Origin of the sequence: Enterococcus innesii (genome assembly GCF_022846515.1) — a bacterium.
Lineage (GTDB): Bacteria > Bacillota > Bacilli > Lactobacillales > Enterococcaceae > Enterococcus_D > Enterococcus_D innesii.
Window position 1 is genome coordinate 3,335,974 of record NZ_AP025635.1, and the last position, 21,306, is coordinate 3,357,279.

Annotated in this window: 21 protein-coding genes and 1 tRNA gene; 17 read left to right on the forward strand and 5 right to left on the reverse strand. The window is 43.0% G+C overall.

Annotated elements, in window-relative coordinates; translation table 11 throughout:
• Window positions 1-198: 198 nt before the first annotated feature.
• The 12 genes from ENLAB_RS15575 to ENLAB_RS15630 all read left to right on the forward strand — a co-directional run bounded on the left by ENLAB_RS15575 (window position 199) and on the right by ENLAB_RS15630 (window position 12,062).
• Window positions 199-1,167 carry an ABC transporter permease gene (locus ENLAB_RS15575; protein WP_244351920.1) on the forward strand — a complete coding sequence of 323 codons (969 nt, stop codon included), beginning with the start codon at window positions 199-201 and terminating at the stop codon, window positions 1,165-1,167.
• Window positions 1,168-1,182: 15 nt separating this feature from the next.
• Window positions 1,183-1,860: a DUF624 domain-containing protein gene (locus tag ENLAB_RS15580; protein ID WP_244351921.1), complete on the forward strand. Its 678-nt coding sequence runs from the start codon at window positions 1,183-1,185 to the stop codon at window positions 1,858-1,860.
• 165 nt (window positions 1,861-2,025) lie between these two features.
• Complete coding sequence (locus ENLAB_RS15585) at window positions 2,026-3,147, forward strand: glycoside hydrolase family 88/105 protein (protein WP_244351923.1); 1,122 nt, start codon at window positions 2,026-2,028, stop codon at window positions 3,145-3,147.
• A complete protein-coding gene (locus ENLAB_RS15590) occupies window positions 3,144-4,460 on the forward strand; it encodes a glycoside hydrolase family 28 protein (protein WP_244351924.1) in 1,317 nt (438 codons plus the stop codon). Before ENLAB_RS15585 ends, ENLAB_RS15590 begins: the two co-directional genes overlap by 4 nt.
• A complete protein-coding gene (locus tag ENLAB_RS15595; protein WP_244351925.1) occupies window positions 4,457-5,347 on the forward strand; it encodes a dienelactone hydrolase family protein in 891 nt (296 codons plus the stop codon). Before ENLAB_RS15590 ends, ENLAB_RS15595 begins: the two co-directional genes overlap by 4 nt.
• Window positions 5,308-6,225 (forward strand): pectinesterase family protein, encoded by a 918-nt coding sequence (locus ENLAB_RS15600; protein WP_216682724.1) that lies wholly within the window; start codon window positions 5,308-5,310, stop codon window positions 6,223-6,225. The genes ENLAB_RS15595 and ENLAB_RS15600 overlap by 40 nt, the downstream gene beginning before the upstream one ends.
• On the forward strand, window positions 6,222-6,668 hold the full coding sequence (locus ENLAB_RS15605) for a DUF4064 domain-containing protein (RefSeq protein ID WP_096742564.1): 447 nt from the start codon (window positions 6,222-6,224) through the stop codon (window positions 6,666-6,668). Before ENLAB_RS15600 ends, ENLAB_RS15605 begins: the two co-directional genes overlap by 4 nt.
• Window positions 6,665-8,257 carry a glycoside hydrolase family 43 protein gene (locus ENLAB_RS15610; protein WP_244351926.1) on the forward strand — a complete coding sequence of 531 codons (1,593 nt, stop codon included), beginning with the start codon at window positions 6,665-6,667 and terminating at the stop codon, window positions 8,255-8,257. The genes ENLAB_RS15605 and ENLAB_RS15610 overlap by 4 nt, the downstream gene beginning before the upstream one ends.
• 3 nt (window positions 8,258-8,260) lie before the next feature.
• The gene (locus tag ENLAB_RS15615; protein ID WP_216682727.1) at window positions 8,261-9,754 is read left to right on the forward strand and encodes an extracellular solute-binding protein; all 1,494 of its coding nucleotides are present in this window, start codon (window positions 8,261-8,263) and stop codon (window positions 9,752-9,754) included.
• Window positions 9,755-9,903: 149 nt separating this feature from the next.
• Window positions 9,904-10,737, forward strand: coding sequence for a sugar phosphate isomerase/epimerase family protein (locus ENLAB_RS15620; protein WP_244351927.1), 834 nt, complete (start codon window positions 9,904-9,906; stop codon window positions 10,735-10,737).
• Between the two features lie 160 nt (window positions 10,738-10,897).
• Window positions 10,898-11,770: a VOC family protein gene (locus ENLAB_RS15625; protein WP_096742568.1), complete on the forward strand. Its 873-nt coding sequence runs from the start codon at window positions 10,898-10,900 to the stop codon at window positions 11,768-11,770.
• Window positions 11,771-11,834: 64 nt separating this feature from the next.
• Window positions 11,835-12,062, forward strand: a complete 228-nt coding sequence (locus tag ENLAB_RS15630; RefSeq protein ID WP_086292574.1) for a hypothetical protein — start codon at window positions 11,835-11,837, stop codon at window positions 12,060-12,062.
• An 88-nt stretch (window positions 12,063-12,150) separates the two neighbouring features.
• On the opposite strand, the gene ENLAB_RS15635 is transcribed toward ENLAB_RS15630, so the two are convergent.
• The 4 genes from ENLAB_RS15635 to ENLAB_RS15650 all read right to left on the reverse strand — a co-directional run bounded on the left by ENLAB_RS15635 (window position 12,151) and on the right by ENLAB_RS15650 (window position 15,270).
• On the reverse strand, window positions 12,151-13,422 hold the full coding sequence (locus tag ENLAB_RS15635; RefSeq protein ID WP_244351928.1) for a hypothetical protein: 1,272 nt from the start codon (window positions 13,420-13,422) through the stop codon (window positions 12,151-12,153).
• A 31-nt stretch (window positions 13,423-13,453) separates the two neighbouring features.
• On the reverse strand, window positions 13,454-13,783 hold the full coding sequence (locus ENLAB_RS15640) for an Ltp family lipoprotein (RefSeq protein ID WP_244351929.1): 330 nt from the start codon (window positions 13,781-13,783) through the stop codon (window positions 13,454-13,456).
• A gap of 133 nt (window positions 13,784-13,916) precedes the next feature.
• On the reverse strand, window positions 13,917-14,774 hold the full coding sequence (locus ENLAB_RS15645) for a hypothetical protein (RefSeq protein WP_244351930.1): 858 nt from the start codon (window positions 14,772-14,774) through the stop codon (window positions 13,917-13,919).
• A 413-nt stretch (window positions 14,775-15,187) separates the two neighbouring features.
• Window positions 15,188-15,270, reverse strand: a tRNA-Leu gene (locus ENLAB_RS15650).
• Between the two features lie 192 nt (window positions 15,271-15,462).
• On the opposite strand from ENLAB_RS15650, the gene ENLAB_RS15655 reads away from it, so the two are divergent.
• The 4 genes from ENLAB_RS15655 (at window position 15,463) to ENLAB_RS15670 (ending at window position 20,058) form a co-directional block, all read left to right on the forward strand.
• Window positions 15,463-16,575 carry a hypothetical protein gene (locus ENLAB_RS15655; protein WP_244351931.1) on the forward strand — a complete coding sequence of 371 codons (1,113 nt, stop codon included), beginning with the start codon at window positions 15,463-15,465 and terminating at the stop codon, window positions 16,573-16,575.
• On the forward strand, window positions 16,572-17,786 hold the full coding sequence (locus tag ENLAB_RS15660; RefSeq protein ID WP_244351933.1) for an ABC transporter permease: 1,215 nt from the start codon (window positions 16,572-16,574) through the stop codon (window positions 17,784-17,786). The genes ENLAB_RS15655 and ENLAB_RS15660 overlap by 4 nt, the downstream gene beginning before the upstream one ends.
• A gap of 10 nt (window positions 17,787-17,796) precedes the next feature.
• The gene (locus ENLAB_RS15665; protein WP_244351935.1) at window positions 17,797-18,672 is read left to right on the forward strand and encodes an ABC transporter ATP-binding protein; all 876 of its coding nucleotides are present in this window, start codon (window positions 17,797-17,799) and stop codon (window positions 18,670-18,672) included.
• Window positions 18,673-18,840: 168 nt separating this feature from the next.
• Window positions 18,841-20,058, forward strand: a complete 1,218-nt coding sequence (locus ENLAB_RS15670) for a pyridoxal phosphate-dependent aminotransferase (protein WP_081118523.1) — start codon at window positions 18,841-18,843, stop codon at window positions 20,056-20,058.
• A 55-nt stretch (window positions 20,059-20,113) separates the two neighbouring features.
• Here ENLAB_RS15670 and ENLAB_RS15675 read toward each other — a convergent pair whose 3' ends face one another.
• Entirely contained in the window at window positions 20,114-20,293 is a 180-nt protein-coding gene (locus ENLAB_RS15675) for a DUF2187 domain-containing protein (RefSeq protein ID WP_077453812.1), read from the reverse strand.
• 160 nt (window positions 20,294-20,453) lie between these two features.
• Between ENLAB_RS15675 and ENLAB_RS15680 the strand changes: the two genes are divergently transcribed.
• A complete protein-coding gene (locus tag ENLAB_RS15680) occupies window positions 20,454-21,299 on the forward strand; it encodes a helix-turn-helix domain-containing protein (protein ID WP_081118524.1) in 846 nt (281 codons plus the stop codon).
• Window positions 21,300-21,306: the final 7 nt, after the last annotated feature.

Here is a 21,306-nt window from a genome sequence, read left to right on the forward strand (position 1 = left end):
CAACGTATATAATCACTTTTACATGTTAAAAAAATCACAATCATGACAAACGTTGATAAATAAAGGATTATCCAATTCGACTGCGAGATAATCCTAAAAAATGTATGCCTTTTCAAAGCTGAGAAAATGATTATATACGTTATCTTTTTTTCACGCTACCATGGGACTATCAAATCAAAAAAATTCGGAGGAACAAGTATGGAAACAAAAGTTGATAATTACTTCTCACCACTAAATGAAGAAGAACAGCGGCTGCGGCTGAAAAAGAAAAAATGGGCGCAAATCAGAAAAAATCGTGCCCTCTATATTATGGTATTGCCGGGGATTTTATATTTTCTTATTTTCCGTTACATACCGATGGGCGGGTTAGTCATCGCTTTTCAAGACTACCAACCATTCTTGGGGATCCTAGGAAGCCCCTTTGTTGGCTTCACCCATTTTATTCGGCTCTTTACCGAAGATACCTTCGTGATGTTGATGCGCAATACATTGATCATGTTCTTCTTAAATATCACGATTTCCTTCCCTTTTCCTATAGTATTGGCACTTATGCTAAATGAAGTAAACAATCGCGGTTTGAAAAAAGGGATTCAAACCATCATTTATTTGCCTCATTTTATGTCGTGGGTCATCGTTGTTTCCATCTTCTATGTTTTATTAACGACAGAAGGTGGTGTGATCAATAACATGATCGAAAGTCTTGGTGGCGAACGTATCCCGTTTCTAACAAGTCGCACGTGGTTGCGTCCAATGTACATTTTCCAAGATCTTTGGAAAGGTGCCGGTTGGGGGACGATCGTTTATCTAGCCGCTATTACCAATGTTGATGAACAGCTTTATGAAGCGGCGGATATGGATGGGGCTGGCAAGCTACGAAAAATGTGGCATATCACATTGCCTTGTATTCGTCCGACGATCGTAACCTTATTGATTTTAAAGATCGGTTCAATCTTAGATATGGGCTTTGAGCATATGTTCTTGTTGATGAACTCAATGAACCGTGAGGTTGCCCAAATCTTTGATACCTTTGTCTATACCGCCGGGATTCAAAATGGTCAATTGAGTTACTCGACAGCTGTTGGGCTGTTTAAAGGACTTGTTGGCTTGATTCTTGTCATCTTTGCCAATCGTTTGGCGAAAAAAATTGGCGAAGACGGGATTTATTAAGAAAGAAGGGATCACATGACGATCGAAAAGATCACGAAAATCAACGAAGGATTACTCGCATTTTTGACGCTGATCGCCCTTCACTTTCTTTGGCTAAGTGTGACTCTCCTGGGAGGCATCCTCTTTGGCATTGGCCCTGCGTCGTATGCCATGATGAAATATTATGATCGCTGGCTTCGTCTTCATGAACGACCGCCTTTGATCAAAAGTTTTTTCTACTATAGTAAAGAACGGTTCCGGCAATCGGTGCTGGTCAGTTGGTTGTTTTTGATTATCGCAGCAATCGTGATCACCAATATATTTGCGCCATTTCCATGGTTTATCCAAGTGGCGAATGTCCTCTTTTTGATTGCGTTCCTCTTTCTATTCATGCACGTGTATACCGTCATGGCCGCTACCAACTTTGTGACCGTGCTTGAGATCCTGCGGGGGAGTGCCTTGTTAGGTTTAGGCTATCTGCATTATTCGATCATTAGTTGGACGATTTTGATCCTTGGCTATTTAGTCCTGGGCAGTTATTTCTTGATCGGTCTCTTTTTGATGGGGAGTAGCTTAGTTGGTGGTGTTTTTGCCCTTGCTGGTAAAAAAATTCTTCAAGATATCCACCCAATTGAAACAGATCAGGTGGTTTCAAAAGCGGCATCGACTACGGAGCAAACCATTGCCAGTAAAGGAGATGAGGTCATTATCTAAAGAAAACGGCTCAAAGACTTTTACTGGTTCGTGAACAAAACTGTCACTAGAGAACACCTGGAAATAGCAAAACAAGCTGAACCCTCATGAAATACAGCCAGTAAAACAGATTCATTGAAACAGCTCTATGAATTGAGGAGACTACAATAAAAGGAAGTATCGTACATGAAGAACTATTCGGAAATTGCTTTGAACACGTTATTTGAGCGCTATGACTACTTATGCAAAGAAAAAATTTATCACGGAAAATGGTCCTATGACATCGGGGTCGTTTTACAAGGCGTGAAAGAAGCCTATGAACAGACTGGTGACAAACGTTATTTCGACTATATCCAAAACACGATGGATTTTTATATTGACGAAGACGGTCGCATCAAAAATTATCAGATGGACGCGATGAATATCGATTACATCAATAATGGCAAATGTTTATTCTTACTATACAAAGAAACAGGTGTTTCAAAATACAAGATCGCCTTGGACACGCTGTATCAACAATTACAGCAGATGCCAAGAACAAGCGAAGGCGGGTTCTGGCATAAAAAAATCTATCCATATCAAATGTGGTTAGATGGCTTATATATGGGAGCCCCATTTTTGACAGAATACGCACTGACATTTGAGAAAGCAGAAGCATTGGCAGATGTCATCAAGCAATTCACCTTATGCTTTACGCATACCCTAGATCCAAAAACGGGTCTTTTGTATCACGCGTGGGATGAACAAAAAGTCCAGCCGTGGGCAGATCCTGAGACTGGTTGTTCAAAAAATTTCTGGGGACGGTCAATGGGATGGTTCATGATGGCACTCGCAGATACGATGGTGCTATTAGGGGAATCAGAGCAGAAGAATTCGTTAGAAAACATGTTTGTCTCCTGTCTAGAAGCTCTTGCTAAAGTAAGAGATCCCCAGAAAAAAGTGTGGTATCAAGTCTTAGATAAAGGCAGTGAGCGTGGGAATTATTTAGAAGCATCCGCTTCTTCAATGATTTGTTACGCAACAGCGAAAGCAGTCAAAGCAAGGATCATCGATCAAAAATGGCAAGTGTTTGCCCAAGAGACCTATCAAGGATTGCTGGATGAGTTTGTCTTTTTAACAAAAGAAGGCTGGTTGAATCTGATCAGAAACTGTGAAGTTGCTGGTCTTGGTGGACCAGATAATCGGGATGGTACGTTTGTTTACTATATCAGTGAACCCGTTATCACGAATGATTTCAAAGGATACGGTGCCTTTTTACAAGCGAGTTTACTGCTGCAACCACTAACGGAGGAAGGAAGCAAGAAATGAATATCCAATTAACTACAGCTGATTTACAAGGAAAAGAAGGTCTGTTGACAGAAGCGATTCAAGAAAAAATTGATGAATTGCATCAACAAGGAGGAGGCAGAATCACTTTTTCTGCAGGACGCTATCCGACAGGTGCGCTCTTTTTAAAAAGTAACATCGAACTGCACCTACTATTGGGGGCGACCTTATTATTTTCTGATGATCCCAAAGACTATCCCGTCGTCGTGTCTCGCTGGGAAGGGGTCAAACGGGAAGTTTATGCCTCTTGTTTATATGCCGAGAATGCGGAAAACATCGCTGTCACAGGACTAGGAATGCTTGATGGACAAGGGCAAAGATGGTGGAAAACCTTTCGAGAAAACCGTGAAGAGCTTGCTTATCCACGACCAAAATTAATCAGTTTTGACTCTTGCCAACAAATTACGTTGAAAGATATCCGTCTTGTCGATTCACCAAGTTGGACTGTCAATCCGATTCTTTGCCAAGATCTAACGATCGATAATCTTCGCATCAAAAATCCAGCGGATTCGCCAAATACGGATGGGATCGATCCTGAATCTTGTAAAAATGTCCGCATCAGTAACTGTCATATTGATGTTGGCGATGATTGCATCGCCATCAAATCAGGAACGGAGGACACTAAAGAACGGGTCGCCTGTGAGAATATCACGATCGTAAATTGCCATATGCTTCATGGGCATGGGGCAGTCGTTCTAGGGAGTGAGATGAGCGGCGATATTCGTAATGTCACCATCAGTAATTGTATTTTTCAAGATACCGATCGTGGGATTCGTTTGAAATCCCGTCGTGGACGTGGCGGAACGATCGAAGATATTCGAGTGAATAACATTGTGATGGATAATGTCATCTGTCCATTCACTTTAAATCTTTACTATTTCTGTGGACCGAAAGGCAAAGAGAAGTATGTTTGGGATAAAAATCCGTACCCGATCAACGAGGAAACCCCTCATTTCCGGAGAATCCATTTTGCAAATATCTCGGCTCGGAATGTCCATGCGGCCGCTGGGTTTGTTTATGGCTTGGCTGAACAATTTATTTCAGATATCACTTTCCAAGATATTGCTGTCTCTATGGCTGAACATCCAATTCCAGGAAAGCCTGCAATGATGACAGGTATCGAAGAGATGACAAAACAAGGCTTTTATATTGGCTGTGGACGGAATATTCAGTTTGATCGTATCAATTTGGAAGGCGTAACTGAAGCGTTCCATATCGAGAATAGTCGGGAAATCACCGTCACACAGTCATTTGAGAATCGTCAGCCTATGGCATTTCAAGGAGATTTTTTGTGAGGGATCCTCAGTTACTTCAGCTGCTAGGTCCTGATATGAAAGTTGCACCACAAGTGGTTCAGCAAACAAAAGAGCAGGTGCAAAATTATACCTTGGAACATTTACTTCTACGATTAAATCAAGAAGAAGATGTCCCTGCTTACTTTGCTTATCCTAGCTCTCAGCAACCTGTTCCACTCGTTTTGTTCAATCATTCTCATGGCGGTGACTTCACGATAGGGAAAGAAGAACTTCGGCAAAGTCCGCCTTATATGCAAAAGGAAAGCCTATTCGCTGCATTTATGAAGCTGGGCGTCGCTGTTGGGGTGATCGACATGTGGGGCTTTGGCGAACGAAAAAATGGTGAAAATGATAGCTACAAGCGATTTCTCTTGCAAGGCAAAACGTTATGGGGGCAGCGAATCTATGACAATCAACAGTTTTTGACCTATCTTGCTTCCCGCAAAGAAGTGAAATATTCCGCTATCGCCACATTGGGACTTTCCATGGGCGGCTTGATGAGTTGGTGGTTGGCAGCGCTTGATGAACGGATATCAGTGGTGGTGGACATGGCAGCACAAGTGGACTATCAAGCATTGATCGAAGAGGACCGTCTAAGCAAACATGGGTTTTACTATTATGTTCCTAATGTGTTGAAAGACTTTACGACTGCGGCGATCCAAAAACAGATTGTACCACGCCCGCGTTTGAGTTTGGTTGGCAAAAAAGATCGTGGATGCCCCTCAAGCGGCGTCGCTCGTTTGGATCAACAGGTCGGGCAGCATTATGAAGCAATGGGCTACAAGGAGCATTGGCAGGCGCGCAGCTTGCCAGGTGGTCATGAAGAAACCAAGGAGATGAGAGCGCAGTGGATCGAATTTCTAAAACAGCACCTCCTATCAAGCTAAAGGTTAGTAAAGACCCGCAAAAGGGTGATTTTACGAGTATCCAAGCAGCTGTGCTGGCTGCTGAAGCCTTAAACGCACCTTGTGAGATCACGATCGCCTCTGGCGTGTACCAAGAACAGGTGAAAATCTATAAAAACCAGCTTACGTTGATCGCGGAACCCAACACGTTCTTATGCTACCACTTGGCTGCCGAGCAAACCGATGAGAATGGGCAAAAAAGAGGAACCTTTCAAACAGCGACGCTCTTTATCAATAGCCGAGAAGTCTTTGTAAAAAACCTGACCATCATCAATGACGCAGGGTATGGGCAAGCAGTCGGGCAAGCAGTTGCCGTCTATATCGAAGGGGATGACATTCGCTTCGAACACTGTCATCTCGATGCTTTTCAAGATACCTTGTGCCTGGGACCATTGCCAAAATATACCAAAGAGGGCGAACCAATGAACAGTCCTTGGCGAAAAACAATCTTTGACCAACAACAGAGTTTGTTTTTGCATTGCAGGATCAGTGGAACAGTCGATTTTATTTTTGGCGGTGGTTCCGCCATCTTTGAAGAGTGTCGCTTGCATTGTAAAAATACACTACAAACGAACTACATTACTGCTGCCTCAACTAGCAAACAAGCAAGCGGGTTAACCTTCGATCGGTGTCGGGTGACAGGGGACAAAGTCTATTATTTAGGCCGTCCTTGGCGCAATGACGCCAAAGTCACCTTTTTATCCTGCTGCTTTGATCAACAGCTCGTCCCTTGCGGCTGGTCTGATTGGGGAAAAGCAGCAAGCCACCAAACGGTCGCGTTCACGGAGCGAATGTGTTGTTACCAAAGAAGTCCCCAACGTCCTGAATGGGTGACTATCGAAGGAGTGATAGAAAAATGAGCAAGGCAAAATGGTCTGGCTGGATCGGGATGGTTCTCGCTCTGGTGTTTATGGGCGGCTTTTCCTTGGTGATCAATCAAATGACTGTCCAGCAGTTCGAAGAGATCTTTCAAAGTGCTTTTCCTACTGTACTGAAGCAAATGACGGCAGAAGCAGCATTGGCGCAATTTCAAACACTCGGTGCTTGGTTTGGCTTCACGCTGTTGGCACTCCTGATATTGGTTTCAGTGGCGACGATGCTTGTTCGCTATCGTAATTATCGAAAGCAAGCGTGTGTTCTTTATTTTTTGACTGGTGTCGTGACATTGATTGGTAGTCAAATGATCGCTTTTCCGATTGCCTTTTGTTTCTTTTTAGCGGCGGGTTTTTGTTTTCTCCATCGTGATGACCGACACAAGAAAAAAACAACGGACACAGTCAGCAAACAAGGAGGGGTTGCATGAAGGCAATGATCAATAATCCGATTTTAAGAGGGTTTCATCCTGATCCGAGTATTTTAAAAGTCGAGGATACTTATTATTTAGCGGTTTCTTCCTTTGAGTGGTTACCAGGAATCCGGGTCTACTGTTCTCAAGATCTAGTCAATTGGTCCCATGAAACAGATATTCTGACCAATCAAGTGGATTTATTAGGCAACGCAGCAAATTGCAGCATTTGGGCACCGCAAATCAGTTACGCAAACGGACAATACTATTGTGTCTATACAAATGTTCGCAACACGACACGTCCCTTCAAAGACTGTCGAAACTATCTCATGACGGCTCCTACGATTCATGGGCCATGGAGCGAGCCCGTTTATTTAAATGGTAGTGGCTTTGATCCTTCCTTGTTTCATGATCAAGAGGGGCGTATCTGGTTATTGAATGCGCTTTGGGATTATCGTAAGGATACGCCAAATAAATCGGTGGGGATCGTGCTTCAAGAATACTCTGAAGCACAAGGCCGCTTGATCGGTGACAGAGTGCCAATTTTCTCTGGAACCCAGCTGGCGAAGACCGAAGCACCGCATCTTTATTACCACAATGAGTGTTATTACTTACTGACGGCAGAAGGAGGAACGGGTGCAGGTCATGCGGTAACGGTTTGTCGTAGTAAGACCATCACTGGACCTTATGAAGTAGATCCGCATTTTCCCATGATGCGTGCCTATCAGCGCCAAGATTCCCCTTTTCAATGTACAGGTCATGGCAGTTTGACGATTGCGCCATCAGGAGAATGGGTCATGAGCTATTTGATGACTCGGCCAGTAGCAGGGGCAGCGATCCTTGGACGAGAGACGGCACTCCAAACCGTCTATTGGGATCACGAAGGATGGCTGCGTCTTAGCAATGATGATACGATCCCAGATCAAACCATCAGGCTCGCTAGCGAGGTTCAGAAGCAAGAGACATCACCTGCTGTTTTTGTTGATGATTTTCAAGGATCGTTGCAAAAAGCATGGAACGGTAGACGATTGCTGCCCAATGAACAGTGGTGCAATCTGACTGAGCGACCAGGGTATTTGCGATTGATCGGTGGAGAATCGATGCAATCGAACTTTCATAAGCACTTATTAGCGATTCGCCAACAAGACTTTTGTTTTGAAGCTGAAACAGTGATGGAATATCAACCCCAATCGTTTAACCAGATGGCTGGATTGTCGCTTTTCTTAAACGAAGAAAACTATTTGTTTTTCTATGTGACCTATGATGAAGAAGCAGGCAAGGTCCTTCGGTTGCTGCGCTGTTGTGAAGGAGAATTTCACTTGTTCCCAGATAAATTGCCCCTCGCTGCTACAAGTGAGCCGATCAGATTGAAAGTAGTCGGTTCTTATCTAGAAGCCCAATGGTTCTATCGGCAATCACAAACGTGGCATCCCTTTAAAAAGCAAAACATTCAGTTCTTGTCTGGTGGTTTTACGGGGAATTTCATAGGAATCAGTGCGCATGATTTAGATCACTTTGCCGGAAGCTATGCCGATTTTGAATATTTTACGTATCAAGGGAAAGATCAGCGCGATGATGGCTCCCTAAAAATAGAGAAAGAAGGTTAACAAATGAAAAAGTTGAAAGTTGCAAGTTTATTATTATGTGCCGGACTGTTTTTAGCAGGCTGCGGCGATGGCGGAGGTTCATCTGAAGGTACAGAAGGTGAAACAAAATCCAGCATTTCTTGGATGGCGATGTTGCATACCGCTTCGCCTCCGTCTGGGGATGTGACGCAAAAATTAGAAGAATATACAGGGATCGAGATCGATTTCACTTGGGTGCCGGACGCATCAAAAACAGAACGCTTGAATGCAGCATTAGCATCAAATTCTTTAGCAGATATCGTTAGTCTGACAGAAATCAATAACACGACCGTCCGTAGCTCGCTAGCGTCCGGGATGTTCTGGGATGTGGAACCGTATTTAGAAGAGTTTCCAAATTTGGCAGAAATTTCTGAGGATCGCTTAGAGTCCTCGCGGATCGATGGTCATATCTATGGTGTTCCGTTTTTAAAACCGATCGCTCGTTATGGCGTCCTTGTCAGAAAAGATTGGTTGGATAATTTAGGCTTGGACGTGCCATCGACATTAGAAGAATTAGCGGCTGTCGCTCAGGCCTTTACGGAAGGTGATCCAGATGGCAACGGTGTAGATGATACGGTTGGTTTCGTAGAGCGTGATGAGTCCTTTAACGTTGGTTTCCGTTCACTTTCTGGTTACTTTGGCGCAGACAATTGGTTTACGATCACGGATGATGATGAAGTGATGCCATCCTTTATGCAACCAGAATACAAAGAAGCAATGGAATGGTTCCGTAATATCTATGATAACGGCTGGATGAATTCTGATTTTGCGGTAATGGCGAAAAATGACCAGAAGAACTATATCGTTCAAGGTCGTGGTGGGATCGTATTGAGTGGTTTGCAAGAAGTACGTAACTACATTGATGATGCTGCTGGAACTGCCGAAGAGCATATGGAATGGGTCTTGATCAATGATATCGTCCATGAAAATGTGGAACGTCGTATCCTTTCTGATACCAATGGTGGAATGGGCGGCTGGTTAGCCATTCCGAAAAACAATGTTGAAACCGAAGAAGACTTACGTGTTGTTTTGAAATTTATCAATGATTTGATGGACGAAGAGCCGTTTACCTTGATGACGCAAGGGATCGAAGGGGTCCATTATGAAATTGATGATGAGGGTGTCTATGTCCGTTTAGATGATACGAAGTGGCAACAAGAAGTACAACCATTTTCTTCGTCTCGTCCATCAGAATTAGTAACAGTTTTCCCTTCAAGCAACCCCTATGTCAACTTAGCCAATGAAAAGATTCGCGAAAATGAAGAGTTTGCGGTGATCAATCCTGCACAATCGCTGACCTCTGAAACCTATGATCGTTCATGGTCAAGCTTGATTGAAGGAATCTCAGACGCTTACTACCAATATATGACTGGGGAAATCGAGATCGATGGGTTTGATACAGCGATCGAAACCTTCTTAAGAAATGGTGGACAGCAGATCATTGACGAGTTCACGGAAGACTATCGTTCACAACAATAAAGGTCACAAAAGGTTCTGATCATCTATTGAGAAGAAATAGATGAAGTGAGGAGCCGCTACTGCTGAATGATTTGAAGACCAAGACCAGTTGAAGTGATTCGCTGCTTGGTCTTCTTTTTGCTTCAAAAGCAGTGAAGAAAGGAGAAGCTATGTTTCAACTAACTGTTCGGGGGCATGATGTAAAGAATTATGGGTCCCCAGAAGAATTAGCGCAAAAAATTGCCGCCCAAAACATTCATAACATTCAATTTGCATTAAATAAATCCTTCCCGCAATGGGCAGAGCCAGAGCAATTAAGCCCTGGTTTAGGCCGCTTTTTCAAACGAGTTTTTGGTCAATCTCACGTTCAGGTCGCTTTATTAAGTTGTTATTGTAATCTGATCCATCCTGATCTGGAAAAACGGGAAGCGATTTTATCCAGATTCGAGACCTATCTCTCACATGCCAAATATTTTGATGCAGCTATGGTCGCAAGTGAAACTGGTTCGGTTTTGCCGAATATGGGGTATACCGAGGAAAATTTTAGTGACGTCGTTTTCGATGATTTGGTTCAGGTGATCAAGCGTTTGGTCCAAGTGGCTAAGAGACATCAAGTAATGCTAGGAATTGAAGCGGGCTTGAATCATCCACTATCATCGATCGACCGAATCGAAGAATTGCTGGAACGGGTACCCTCTGACTATTTAGGGATCATCTTTGATCCAACCAATCTGATTACTGCGAAGAACTATCAAGAGCAAGTCGCTTTGACAAGGGAAGCTTTTTCCCGCTTTGGCGATGCCATCGTTTGCATGCACTTGAAAGACTATCAAGTAATCGATGGGAAAATCAAGGTAGTGCCATTGGGAGAAGGAATGATTGATTATCAACAACTATTGGCCATCACCGCTGAATACAAGCCGTATTGTTATGTTGTGTTAGAAGGGACGACCGAAGAAGCGATGCAGCCAGCCATTTCACTGATTGAAGCAATACAAAACTAATTGGTTCATCACTGCTTGCGACTGTTGAAGACACGATTTATGAAGCAACGAGCAGTCGATTGCTCCGTCGCTAAACAAGCAGATTTATTTACTTACTAAAAGTTAGTGTTATACTTAAAGTAACAAGTGAACGTAACTGTTTAGAAAAGAGGAAATAGCGATGACCATGATTCAATCAACTTATCAAATCGATGCAACTGCCGCAATTGGCAAAGTCGTTTTAAAAGTAGCAAACATAGAAAAAATGAGCCAGTTTTATTCGGACGTGATCGGTCTGACTTTATTGGAACAAAGTGTAGATCACGCGCGATTAGGCGTGGGAGCGCAAGAGCTTTTAGTTCTAGAGAAGGTAAGCGATCCGTTGCCTTTGACACGGAAAACAGGCCTTTTCCATACGGCATTTCTTTTGCCTAGCCGTAAAGACCTAGGAAATATGCTGATTCATTATTTGGAGGCCAAAGCCCCCCTCGATGGTGCCAGCGACCATGGGTATAGTGAAGCGTTATACCTGACCGATCCAGAAGGAAACGGGATCGAAGTGTATCGTGACAAACCAAAGAGTGAATGGGATATTCGAGCAGACGGTGAGATCGTAGGCGTTACTGTCGAAATGGACGCACAAGGCGTGCTGGGAGCCGCTGACCGATCTCAAACGACCTTTCCAGTTGGCACTACGGTAGGGCATGTCCATTTGAAAGTGGCGGACTTGGTAAAAACAGAAGAATTCTACACTCAAGTTTTAGGCATGCGTTTGACTTCAGATTTTGGTAGCCAAGCAAAGTTTTTTGCTGCTGGTGCGTATCATCACCATATCGGATCGAATATTTGGATGGGAAGAAATGTTCCAGCTATGGAAGAAAAGGATCTAGGCTTAGCGTACTTTACGATCGTTTTGCCAGCTTTGGCTTTTTCTACATTACGAAGTCATCTCAAGGCAAGTGGCGTTTCTTATGGGTTAGAAACAGAAAGCCGCTTGCATTTGACTGATCCGAATGGGATCAATCTGATCATTGAAAGAAAGAATCAGCCTTAAGATGGAGGTTTTTTCATTCTTGAAATGAGAGAATAACCTATAATCAAGTAAAAGGAGAGCAAGCATGAAAAAAAACGGGGCGGGACAGTCACTATTTCTAGCATTATTGATCAGTATGGGCTTATTTTTCTTTGTCCAAGGGAAACAATTAATAGAAAGTGGGGCGTCTCCTGTGATTTTTATTGCTTTTTCGGCTTTTGCAGGAATTATCGGAGTTGGTGTCTATGGTCTTCAAGCAATAATGAAGCAGCATCGGCGCAAAACCATGGTACCAATCAAAACCAAAAAATAAAGAAACCGGCCAATCTTAAACAGGAAGATTGGCCGGTTTTTTGTTTACGCTAAGAAAAAATGGGAAGTTTTGTCTCGTCCCTTACATACTAATTGTCCATGTTTTTGATCGCAAATTCGATCTCATCAGGTAAGAAGCCGTTCCCTTCAAGATGAGCAGCCATATTTCTTTGGCGGATCCCGAACACCCGACGGGATTGATTGGCGCGTCCTAAAGCATGGCGATACCAATCTACATCGAGGGTTTCTAGTGCCCATTGTGTTTCCTCCGCAGTAAAACCTTCTGTTTCTAACAGTTCTGCCATCTCTTGTTTTGAATAAAAGCGACGATTTCCTTGCGCTCTAACGAGGAAAAAGGCTTCACGTTCTCGTTCTGTCGCATTGTTTTCGCGCTCATAGCGTGCTGCTACAGTCGGGGTGCGATGAAACCCTGCTAAAATCGTTTCCTCGGTCACTTCGTTATCAAACACGTAGGTTCTGAAGTGAAAACGATTGTCGTTTTCCAGTTCAAGCCATAGTGATTCAACCAGAAATAGATAGCCAGATGGAATCGTTTCATAAACAGCAGCGGCTATTTCGTTAAAATAAGCGGAAACGGCTTCGTAAGGAGTCCTTATCTCGGGAACGATTTCCGTCGTTTGGCCATTAAACAAAGTGATTGCGGAAGGATAGGTCTCGCCAGCATTCGTAAATGTGAGAATCTCCACTGGCTCATGTTTTGTTGAAAAGACATTCATGGTCACACCGTTCGCCAAATCAATAGCGGTCTGCCACTCGATTTCTTGGTCTTCGCTTTGTTGGTGTAAGTGTTCAAGTGTATCAGGTGTCAAACCAAGCTTTTCTCGTGAATCTTCATTGACCGCTTCTTCATCGTCAAGTGGATTGTTTGCCCCAACTGTCACTAGTGCCAAATCCTCTTCGTATTCATTGAATAATTCTTGCAATTTTGCTCGTCTACTGACGATGATCGGGCTTTCCTCATGGAGGGCAAGTAAGGCTTCGATCCGGCCATTGCGAGCGGTAACCCAACTGGGCATATCCAGATAGCGAGCTTCGATCGCTTCTTGAGCGAGTGCGATCATTGTTTCCGTGTTTTCAATGAATGCCGCCTTGTGTTTTGAGTTGCTATTGACCTGGTCTAGAAAGGCCAATTCTGCTTCTTTGCCTCGAATCATCAGTTCGAGATTTTCAATACTTAACTCATAAGTAAGATTTTCTGCATGATAGGTATGTTCCCAACCGGCATCTAAAGCGGCACCGATGCGCTCAGAAAGTTCCTCAGGACTTGCTGAATTTCTCGTCCCACATCCTGAAATCAGGCATAATAGCAGCAATAAGGGCAGCAAAACTTGTTTTTTCATTTTTCTCCTCCTCGTGAGTCTCTGGTAAACTTCACTTTTTTGTTCGAATGAACGCATCAAATCGAGACTTTTCTTGGGTATAAAAAATAGCAACAATATAAGGGGCAACATAAGGGCATCGCGATGCTCCTTTTTTTGTTAGTTTGTAATTATCCATGGTTGTCATCGCAGAGTCGATTTGTTCTGCTGAAAAGACTTCTGAAGCCAATAAACGACGGATATTGGCATGAGGTAGATTCATCCTGAGACGGTAGCTGTTTGCTTTTTGCAACGCTTGTTCGTTCCAGTCGATAGTGAGGTGGTCCACTGACCATTGCGCATCATCATGGGAAACGCCCTCAAATTCTAGTTGTCGTATCATGCGAGTACGGGAAAAGTCATCCGTCTAGTATAGGCTTTGGCACGGGCTATCCCTCGTCTTTGTTCTGAAGATTTCTTACTCTCGGTCTGAGTTTGTTCATCATTGTTTTGCTGGCTTTGCGTTTGGCGCTAGCTTATTGAAGCTGCTGATAAACGGTAGCGACCATGACTTGGTCAATGTCATGATCAAAGCCATAGGTCATCACCGCCAACTGATGTTCATCAGAAGATTGATCGAATCGATTCATAAACATCAAGGATTCACGAGGAATATTTATGACCAGCGCTCGTAAAATCGTTTCATAGAAGGCAGCTTTTTGCTCGTCGGCAGTTTCCCGATTAAGAACAGTAAACCCAGATGCGTACTCCTCATCGGACTTCGCAAAAACCAAGACGTCAACATTCGTTTCCCTTGTGTGGTAAACAGTGGCAGTGAGTCCATCGTCAAGTTCGATCCTGCGATGAAGAGTAAGCGTATCTTCTGTGAGCTCTTGAAGCTGTTCAATATCGTCTGCTAAAAGCCCCAGCTTTTCCCGTGGGTCGGCTTCAGGAATCGTTTCGTTTGCTACCTCCAGTAGACTGTTGAGGTTGTCTTGATTACTGAGAATGATAGGGTTCCGTTCATGAATCGCAACCAGAGCCTGGCTATAACCAATGCGGGCAGCAAACCAAGCAGGGACATCGATCCGACGCTCCACTAGCGCTCGTTCAGCGGTTGCCATCAAATCAACCGTGTGGCTGATCAATTGCTGAAGATCTTCGTCGGAAGAATCAAGTTCTTCCAAAATAGCCAGTTCGGCATGGCTGCCTGCAATCAGCAATTCTAAGGTCGCAGGTTGATAATAGCTCCAGCCCGTTCCAGACTGGTTTGTATATTCCAGTCGTGCTTCGATGCCAAGTGCAACGGTCTCTGACAGTTCTTCATCTGCCTTGCCGCAGCCGATAAGGAAAATAACGAATGACAATAGGGTGGTCAGTATTCTTTTTTTCATTAGGCTCCTTCTTTCTATCAAAAGTAACTGAGAAAACGGTCGGAAGAGGTTTGTTGTTTGGTCATCGGGGGGAAGGAAGAAGTCAGGTGAATGGAATAAATGCTGAAAAGATTTTCCATCACTCGTTCATTCAAGAAACTGTTTCTGACACGCTAATAAGAAATGACGGAACATCGAACTAGTTTTCATCAATAATCGTTATATTGTTCATTTTATATGAAAAATATCTATGAATGCAATGATAAAAGAATTTTTATTGGACTTTTTGTGTTTAGGGAAAGGAGGGTTACTATTAACTTTTTAGGAGTAGGTGCTCAAGATCAAGCGATCGAGAGAATTCATTGAAGGATCGCCAGGGGGGAATTTTTTGTGCAAACAAAAAAACAGCTTCCCCAAAGGGGAAACTGTACTGATGCGGAAAATGGGATTTGAACCCACACGAGCGATTGCTCACAAGACCCTCAATCTTGCACGTCTGCCATTCCGTCATTTCCGCAGATACTATAGAAGGTAACGCAGGCTGAAGTAGTTCTGTCACACCGCGTCTAAAAAATATCTTACCTGATTTTTGACAGGTTTGTCAATAACTTTTCCAAGAGCTATTTAAAAGAATATTCAGACAATGGATTGCAATTTTTGTCATAAACGGTATGCTAAAAGAATGAATGATTTTTTGAGAGGAGAGCAAATGAATTACTTTAGAAACCAATTAGCCAAATCTGCGAAACAAAGAATATTTATCTTCCTACTCATGGGTGCCTTTAGTTTAGGCTGCTGTTTTTCCGTTTATTTGAAACTAATGGAACCCATCAACTTGCCCGCTACGATCACTGCAGAAAAAGCCGAAGCCTCAAGGCTTGTTGATCGCTACCAAGCCAATCAGTCGGGCTCGCCTGATGAGCAAGAGGTGTATCAACTTTTGCTTGAAAATAATACACTGACCTCACGGCAGTTATCCAACTTGATTATGGAGGAATACGAACGATTTAATCAAACGAGTATTCAAATTGCAGAACTAAAAAAGCAGATTTGGGCGTCTGAAGTTGATGACAAAGCCTTTTTACCGCCTATGTGGACGATCGAACAAGAGCAAACGGTCTATCAAGCCTTAGCCGAGCAAGAAAAAGAGCCGGTCCTCACGGCTGCCAATACCCAGACCGCTGTCGCTTTGGCAATAACGCTTTTGCTGAATTTTGGGTTCTTCTTTTGGGCTTTTTTTGCCAGTGACAATTTGATAGAAGAAAGAGAACACTTCTCTTTGATTCGCTCGTACCCGCAGATTTTTCCGATTCGGATGTTAAGTAAAATTGTGGTCAAAGGGATTACAAATTTAGGCGTTTTGGTTGTGTTCTTCTCAGGTGTCTTTCTTTCAATGAGCCTTTTGGGGGAGTTCGGGGATTGGCAGTATCCAGTAGCCGTCTATCTCAGTGGGGATTGGGTCGCCGTACCTTTTTGGCAAAGCGTTTTATATAGTATGGTTTCTTTTGCCTTGCTGATTGGTTTGATCGAATGCTTAGGTTTTGTTATGAATATGATCGCAGCCAATCGATATGTCTCTTTCTTTTTGCTAGTGCTTTTTTATGGGTTAGGCTTGATTCCGATGCTGCAAAAGATCCCACTGTTACCAGTTCATCTAGCTGCTATGGATAAATTTTATTCGGGCGCCTTTGCTTTGGGTTCTGGTACTTCTTGGGGAGTCTATGCTAGTTGGCTGCTCACGGTGGTGTGGATCTTCCTATGTTTAAGCATCATGCTCGTTGCGGATAAACAGAATCGCTTGTTGAAAGGAGGCAAAGGATGAAAGACTATTTTTTCTTTGAATTACGACAACTCTTAAAGAGCAAGAAAACCATTGGTCTTTTTTGCTTGCTTCTTATCTACAGCGGCGTTTACAGTTTTTGGCAAAAAGATTTTCGCCCGATTGAACGAGTAGATGAAACGGAAATGCAACAACGCTATACTGTGCGACAAGATTTTCTTGATCAACAAGCAGCCAATCCTTCTGACCATTGGTCGGCAAGCTTAGCAGTTGAAATGTTTACCCCATGGAACGAAGCGGAAAAACAACGTTTAGATGAACTAGCTGGTGAAGACTGGCAAGCTTATGCACAAGGAACAAGTACGTGGTACCAATTGGCGTTGCAGTTTACCGATGAACGAAATGTTTTTTATACACCGGATTATTATACGTTTCAAAATTACTACGCTGCCTATGACGGTCGCTTTGGTTATGCTTCAACCGCTAAGCTTATGGAAGCCTTCAGCCAGTTGCCGAATAAGAAACTCTCTCAAGCAGTCATGGAGCAAAAAACGGGGATACAGGCATTGCAACGAAGTTTTACTGGATATTTACCGATTCTATTGCTTGCTGTTTCTTTATTTTTGGCGATTGATTGTTTACCAAAAGAACGAAGACATAAATCCCTGTTTCTTTCACTGCCATTATCGGTAGAAGAGATTCTTTGGAGCAAAACGGCAGTATTGATGGTCGCTTCTGCAATTGCAACGCTTGGGACTATGTTCTTTCTCTGGTTGGGTTCTGGTATACAATTCGGCTTTGGTTCCCTAGAACTGCCGGTCACGATTTTATCATCGACCTTTGATGCCCGCTACCCGATCACCGATTTCAACGCTTTTGAAACACAAGCCATCGGTCTTTTTATAGGCCAGTGTTTTCTTGCGACGCTTTTCTTGCAGTTTATTTATTGTCGCGGCATCTTGTTGTTCAGTGCCCTGTTTCGCTCAGAACTGGTTAATTTGCTTGTGGCTGGTTTTTGCTTGCTTTCACCCTATATTTTCCAAAGACGTTGGTTCAGTGCTTACCTTGATAAAACGCTGTATGTCTATCTGTATCAAAATGTGGGACAAGTCCTTTCAGGCTGGACACGTTTTTATTTTGGTTCTGCAGGGTTTACGATGGAAAAAGGGTTGCTTTTATTAGGAGGCGTTTGGCTTCTGATCGAAATATGTTTCTTCGTGACGATCCAACGCAAAAAATTTCATTTGGCATAGGAGGAACGATATGTTAGAACTGAAAAATGTGACGGTCACGTATACGAGAAATGTATTGGATCAACTTTCCATCGCCTTTTCTCCCGGTGAGATCGTCGGATTAGTCGCCCCAAACGGTACTGGGAAATCCACGCTATTAAATGTGGCGATGAATTTCATCCAGCCGAATGAAGGCGCAGTATTTTTGAATGGCAGTCAAGTATATGTGACCAAAAAATCAGAAGTGGCAGCGCATCAACAAATTTCGTTTTTTCCTGACCAAAATGATTTGTACAATGATTTGAGTGGTTTCGAGCATCTCAAGCTGTATCAGCGAATGTGGCGTTCAGAGGAACACTTAGTGGACGAAACGATTGAGCGCTTGCGGATGAGTGACTATATCAAACGCCCCGTGGGCACCTATTCACTTGGAATGCGGCAACGTCTTTGTTTTGCGATGCAGATCGTGACGGATACGCCATATATGCTGATGGATGAAGTCATGAATGGCTTGGATCCAACCAATGTCGAATTGATCTCCAACGTGTTGAAAGCCTTGCGAGCGCAAAAGAAAGCGATCGTGATTGCTTCGCATATTTTGACGAATTTGGATTCCTACGCGGATCGGGTCTTGTTTTTAAAAGACGGCAAGATCATTCACGAATACTTTGGTCGCAAGTCGTTAGTCAATGAACCGTTGTACTTAAAAACGGACTCGGCAGATTTTTTGGTGGCTTTTCCAGAATTAACGACGGTGACCATCGATCTGCAAGGACGGATCTATCTGGTAGAAATCAGCGATCCTCAGCTACCGCAACGGTTTATTGCTGCAGGGATCACTGATTTTTCTGTGGGGTACTTGGCACTAAATGAATTGTATTTGACGTATTTTCCTGAAAATCACTGACTGTCGCACTATTTACGAGATGAGAGCGGGACAAGCACAGATGAAGGAGAAGCAAAAAAATTTCGCCATAGGTAAAAGTTTTTTGCTATAATAGGTTCAATCTGAAAAGAGATCAACGACGAGAACCAATAACCTGACGTTGACCTATGGTTAAAGGAGAAATGGAATATGAAGAAATTTTCGAAGTCGTCAAAACTTGAAGGGGTCAGTTATGATGTACGCGGCCCAGTTTTAGAAGAAGCCGATCGGATGCAAGAAGAAGGCATCAGTATCTTGAAATTAAATACGGGGAATCCAGCGCCTTTTGGGTTCGAAGCCCCAAATGAGATCGTTAGAGACCTGATTATGAACGTGCGAGAATCGGAAGGCTATTCTGATTCGAAAGGGATTTTTTCTGCCCGTAAAGCGATCGAACAATATTATCAATTACAGAAATTTCCTGATGTGACCATCAATGATATTTATACCGGTAACGGCGTTTCTGAGCTGATCACGATGTGCATGCAAGGACTTTGCAACAATGGGGATGAAGTGTTAGTGCCGATGCCTGACTATCCCTTATGGACAGCGTCGATCTCGTTAGCTGGCGGAAAGCCCGTCCATTATATTTGTGATGAGCAAGCAGATTGGAATCCTGATATCGAGGACATCAAAGCTAAGGTCACCAGCAAAACCAAGGCGATCGTTATTATTAATCCAAATAATCCCACCGGCGCCGTTTATCCAAAAGAAGTTTTGCAACAAATCGTCGAGGTTGCCCGTGAGCATGACTTGATCATTTTTTCTGATGAGATCTACGACCGTTTAGTCATGGATGATTATGTCCATGTGCCGATTGCTACATTAGCGCCAGATCGATTCGTTGTGACGTTAGGTGGATTGTCTAAGTCTCATCGAGTGGCAGGTTTCCGGGTGGGCTGGATGGTCCTCAGTGGCGACAAGTCCAATGTGAAAGACTATATCGAAGGCTTGAATATGTTGTCTTCAATGCGGCTCTGTTCCAATGTTTTATCGCAACAAATCGTCCAGACCGCACTTGGCGGCTATCAAAGTTCCGATGAGTTGCTACTACCAGGTGGTCGTATCTACGAACAAAGAGAGTTTATCTACAAGGCAATCAATGACATTCCGGGATTGTCAGCGGTGAAACCGAAAGCCGCCTTTTATATTTTCCCTAAAATTGATATTCAACGCTTTAATATCACCAATGATGAACAATTTGTTTTAGACTTTTTACACGAGCACCACATCTTGCTGGTTCACGGCGGTGGGTTCAACTGGCAACAGCCAGATCATTTCCGAATCGTTTATCTTCCTAATATGGAAGACTTAAAAACGACTGCTGAAAAAATGACAGAATTTTTGGCGTCCTATCGTCAGAAATAAGAATATAAAAAAGCACCGCTCCTTCAACAACCGTGAGGGAGCGGTGCTTATGTTTTTATTCGGCAACTGGTTGACAAATTTTTTTGCTGACAATCATTCGATTGGTAAATTTATCCAGCATTTCAGCACTAGGATCGGTCACTTGAACGAGGACCGAATTTTCATATTCCCGTTCGATGATCCCTTGGTATTTTTTGCCTTCCCATGTAAAAAAGATCGTACTGTCGATCGTCATCTTAACACCTCATTTGAAATTGTGGAAAAATAACAAGACATTCTTGAAATTGCTTTCCTTTTTGTCATTATGTGCTAAAATAAAGAAAATTAAAAATGCGAATTCGCATTTTTGACAAGAAACGTTCGGTTCTTATAAGAATTTCCCATGGAGGACGATCATGAAGAAAAAAGATGAATCTTTTGGTCAAATCATCCGTACTATTCGTCTAAAACGAAAGATGACACAGAAGATGTTAGCGGAAGATATTTGTTCGCAAAGTGTTTTAAGTCGTATTGAAAATAATGAAGAGCTGCCCAATGTCTGGGTAATGTATCAAATCTGTCAACGTTTAGGTGTCACCTTGGATCAAGTGATGATGCTTCATTCGGAAGAGATCAACAAAACCAATCAAATTTTTGCGGAAATCGAATCGCATTTTGTCCATAAACAGTTTCGAGAAATGCGGGAAAAAATGGAAGACAAGGCAATCAAAGAGTATCTGTATTTAGATTCGGATATGCAAATGTATTACTACTACTTAGGAAGTTGCGATTATTTTCTCGATCAAAACTATGATACCGCACTCGAGGCATTAAAAAAAGGATTGGCCTATTCCTATCAACAGGATAAAACCAATGTTTCCGTGATGGAAATTCGCATTCTTAGCTGCATGGGGCGCGTCTACAGTGACTTGCTGCAATTGGGTGAAGCACGCTTTTATCTAGAAAAAGCTTATGATGCCATGCATGCTTTGCCACCGGAACGTCTATCTACGGCGTTGACCAAAATTTATTACAATTATGCGGTCTTTCTGAAGGAACAACAGGAAGACTGTCTCGCACTAAAAGTAACGAACGAAGGCATTGCCCTAGCGAGAGAGAAAAATAGCTTGTATTTTCTAGAAGAATTGTTTGAACTAAAAGGACAATTGCTTCAAAGACTAAAAGAAGAAAAAGCGGCTGAAAAAAGTTTTCAACTGTATCGTGCCGTCATGGATATTCGCCAATCTGATAAAGTGGTGTAGACCTTTC

What these genes read in the sequence shown, in the direction of transcription:
- ENLAB_RS15675 (WP_077453812.1), bottom strand. Translation starts at nt 20,293, where the DNA reads ATGACGATCGACAGTACGATCTTTTTTACATGGGAAGGCAAAAAATAC.
- ENLAB_RS15665 (WP_244351935.1), top strand. Translation starts at nt 17,797, where the DNA reads ATGTTAGAACTGAAAAATGTGACGGTCACGTATACGAGAAATGTATTG.
- ENLAB_RS15655 (WP_244351931.1), top strand. Translation starts at nt 15,463, where the DNA reads ATGAATTACTTTAGAAACCAATTAGCCAAATCTGCGAAACAAAGAATA.
- ENLAB_RS15590 (WP_244351924.1), top strand. Translation starts at nt 3,144, where the DNA reads ATGAATATCCAATTAACTACAGCTGATTTACAAGGAAAAGAAGGTCTG.
- ENLAB_RS15660 (WP_244351933.1), top strand. Translation starts at nt 16,572, where the DNA reads ATGAAAGACTATTTTTTCTTTGAATTACGACAACTCTTAAAGAGCAAG.
- ENLAB_RS15610 (WP_244351926.1), top strand. Translation starts at nt 6,665, where the DNA reads ATGAAGGCAATGATCAATAATCCGATTTTAAGAGGGTTTCATCCTGAT.
- ENLAB_RS15620 (WP_244351927.1), top strand. Translation starts at nt 9,904, where the DNA reads ATGTTTCAACTAACTGTTCGGGGGCATGATGTAAAGAATTATGGGTCC.
- ENLAB_RS15625 (WP_096742568.1), top strand. Translation starts at nt 10,898, where the DNA reads ATGACCATGATTCAATCAACTTATCAAATCGATGCAACTGCCGCAATT.
- ENLAB_RS15585 (WP_244351923.1), top strand. Translation starts at nt 2,026, where the DNA reads ATGAAGAACTATTCGGAAATTGCTTTGAACACGTTATTTGAGCGCTAT.
- ENLAB_RS15580 (WP_244351921.1), top strand. Translation starts at nt 1,183, where the DNA reads ATGACGATCGAAAAGATCACGAAAATCAACGAAGGATTACTCGCATTT.
- ENLAB_RS15680 (WP_081118524.1), top strand. Translation starts at nt 20,454, where the DNA reads ATGAAGAAAAAAGATGAATCTTTTGGTCAAATCATCCGTACTATTCGT.
- ENLAB_RS15615 (WP_216682727.1), top strand. Translation starts at nt 8,261, where the DNA reads ATGAAAAAGTTGAAAGTTGCAAGTTTATTATTATGTGCCGGACTGTTT.
- ENLAB_RS15575 (WP_244351920.1), top strand. Translation starts at nt 199, where the DNA reads ATGGAAACAAAAGTTGATAATTACTTCTCACCACTAAATGAAGAAGAA.
- ENLAB_RS15630 (WP_086292574.1), top strand. Translation starts at nt 11,835, where the DNA reads ATGAAAAAAAACGGGGCGGGACAGTCACTATTTCTAGCATTATTGATC.
- ENLAB_RS15635 (WP_244351928.1), bottom strand. Translation starts at nt 13,422, where the DNA reads ATGAAAAAACAAGTTTTGCTGCCCTTATTGCTGCTATTATGCCTGATT.
- ENLAB_RS15645 (WP_244351930.1), bottom strand. Translation starts at nt 14,774, where the DNA reads ATGAAAAAAAGAATACTGACCACCCTATTGTCATTCGTTATTTTCCTT.
- ENLAB_RS15605 (WP_096742564.1), top strand. Translation starts at nt 6,222, where the DNA reads ATGAGCAAGGCAAAATGGTCTGGCTGGATCGGGATGGTTCTCGCTCTG.
- ENLAB_RS15670 (WP_081118523.1), top strand. Translation starts at nt 18,841, where the DNA reads ATGAAGAAATTTTCGAAGTCGTCAAAACTTGAAGGGGTCAGTTATGAT.
- ENLAB_RS15640 (WP_244351929.1), bottom strand. Translation starts at nt 13,783, where the DNA reads ATGATACGACAACTAGAATTTGAGGGCGTTTCCCATGATGATGCGCAA.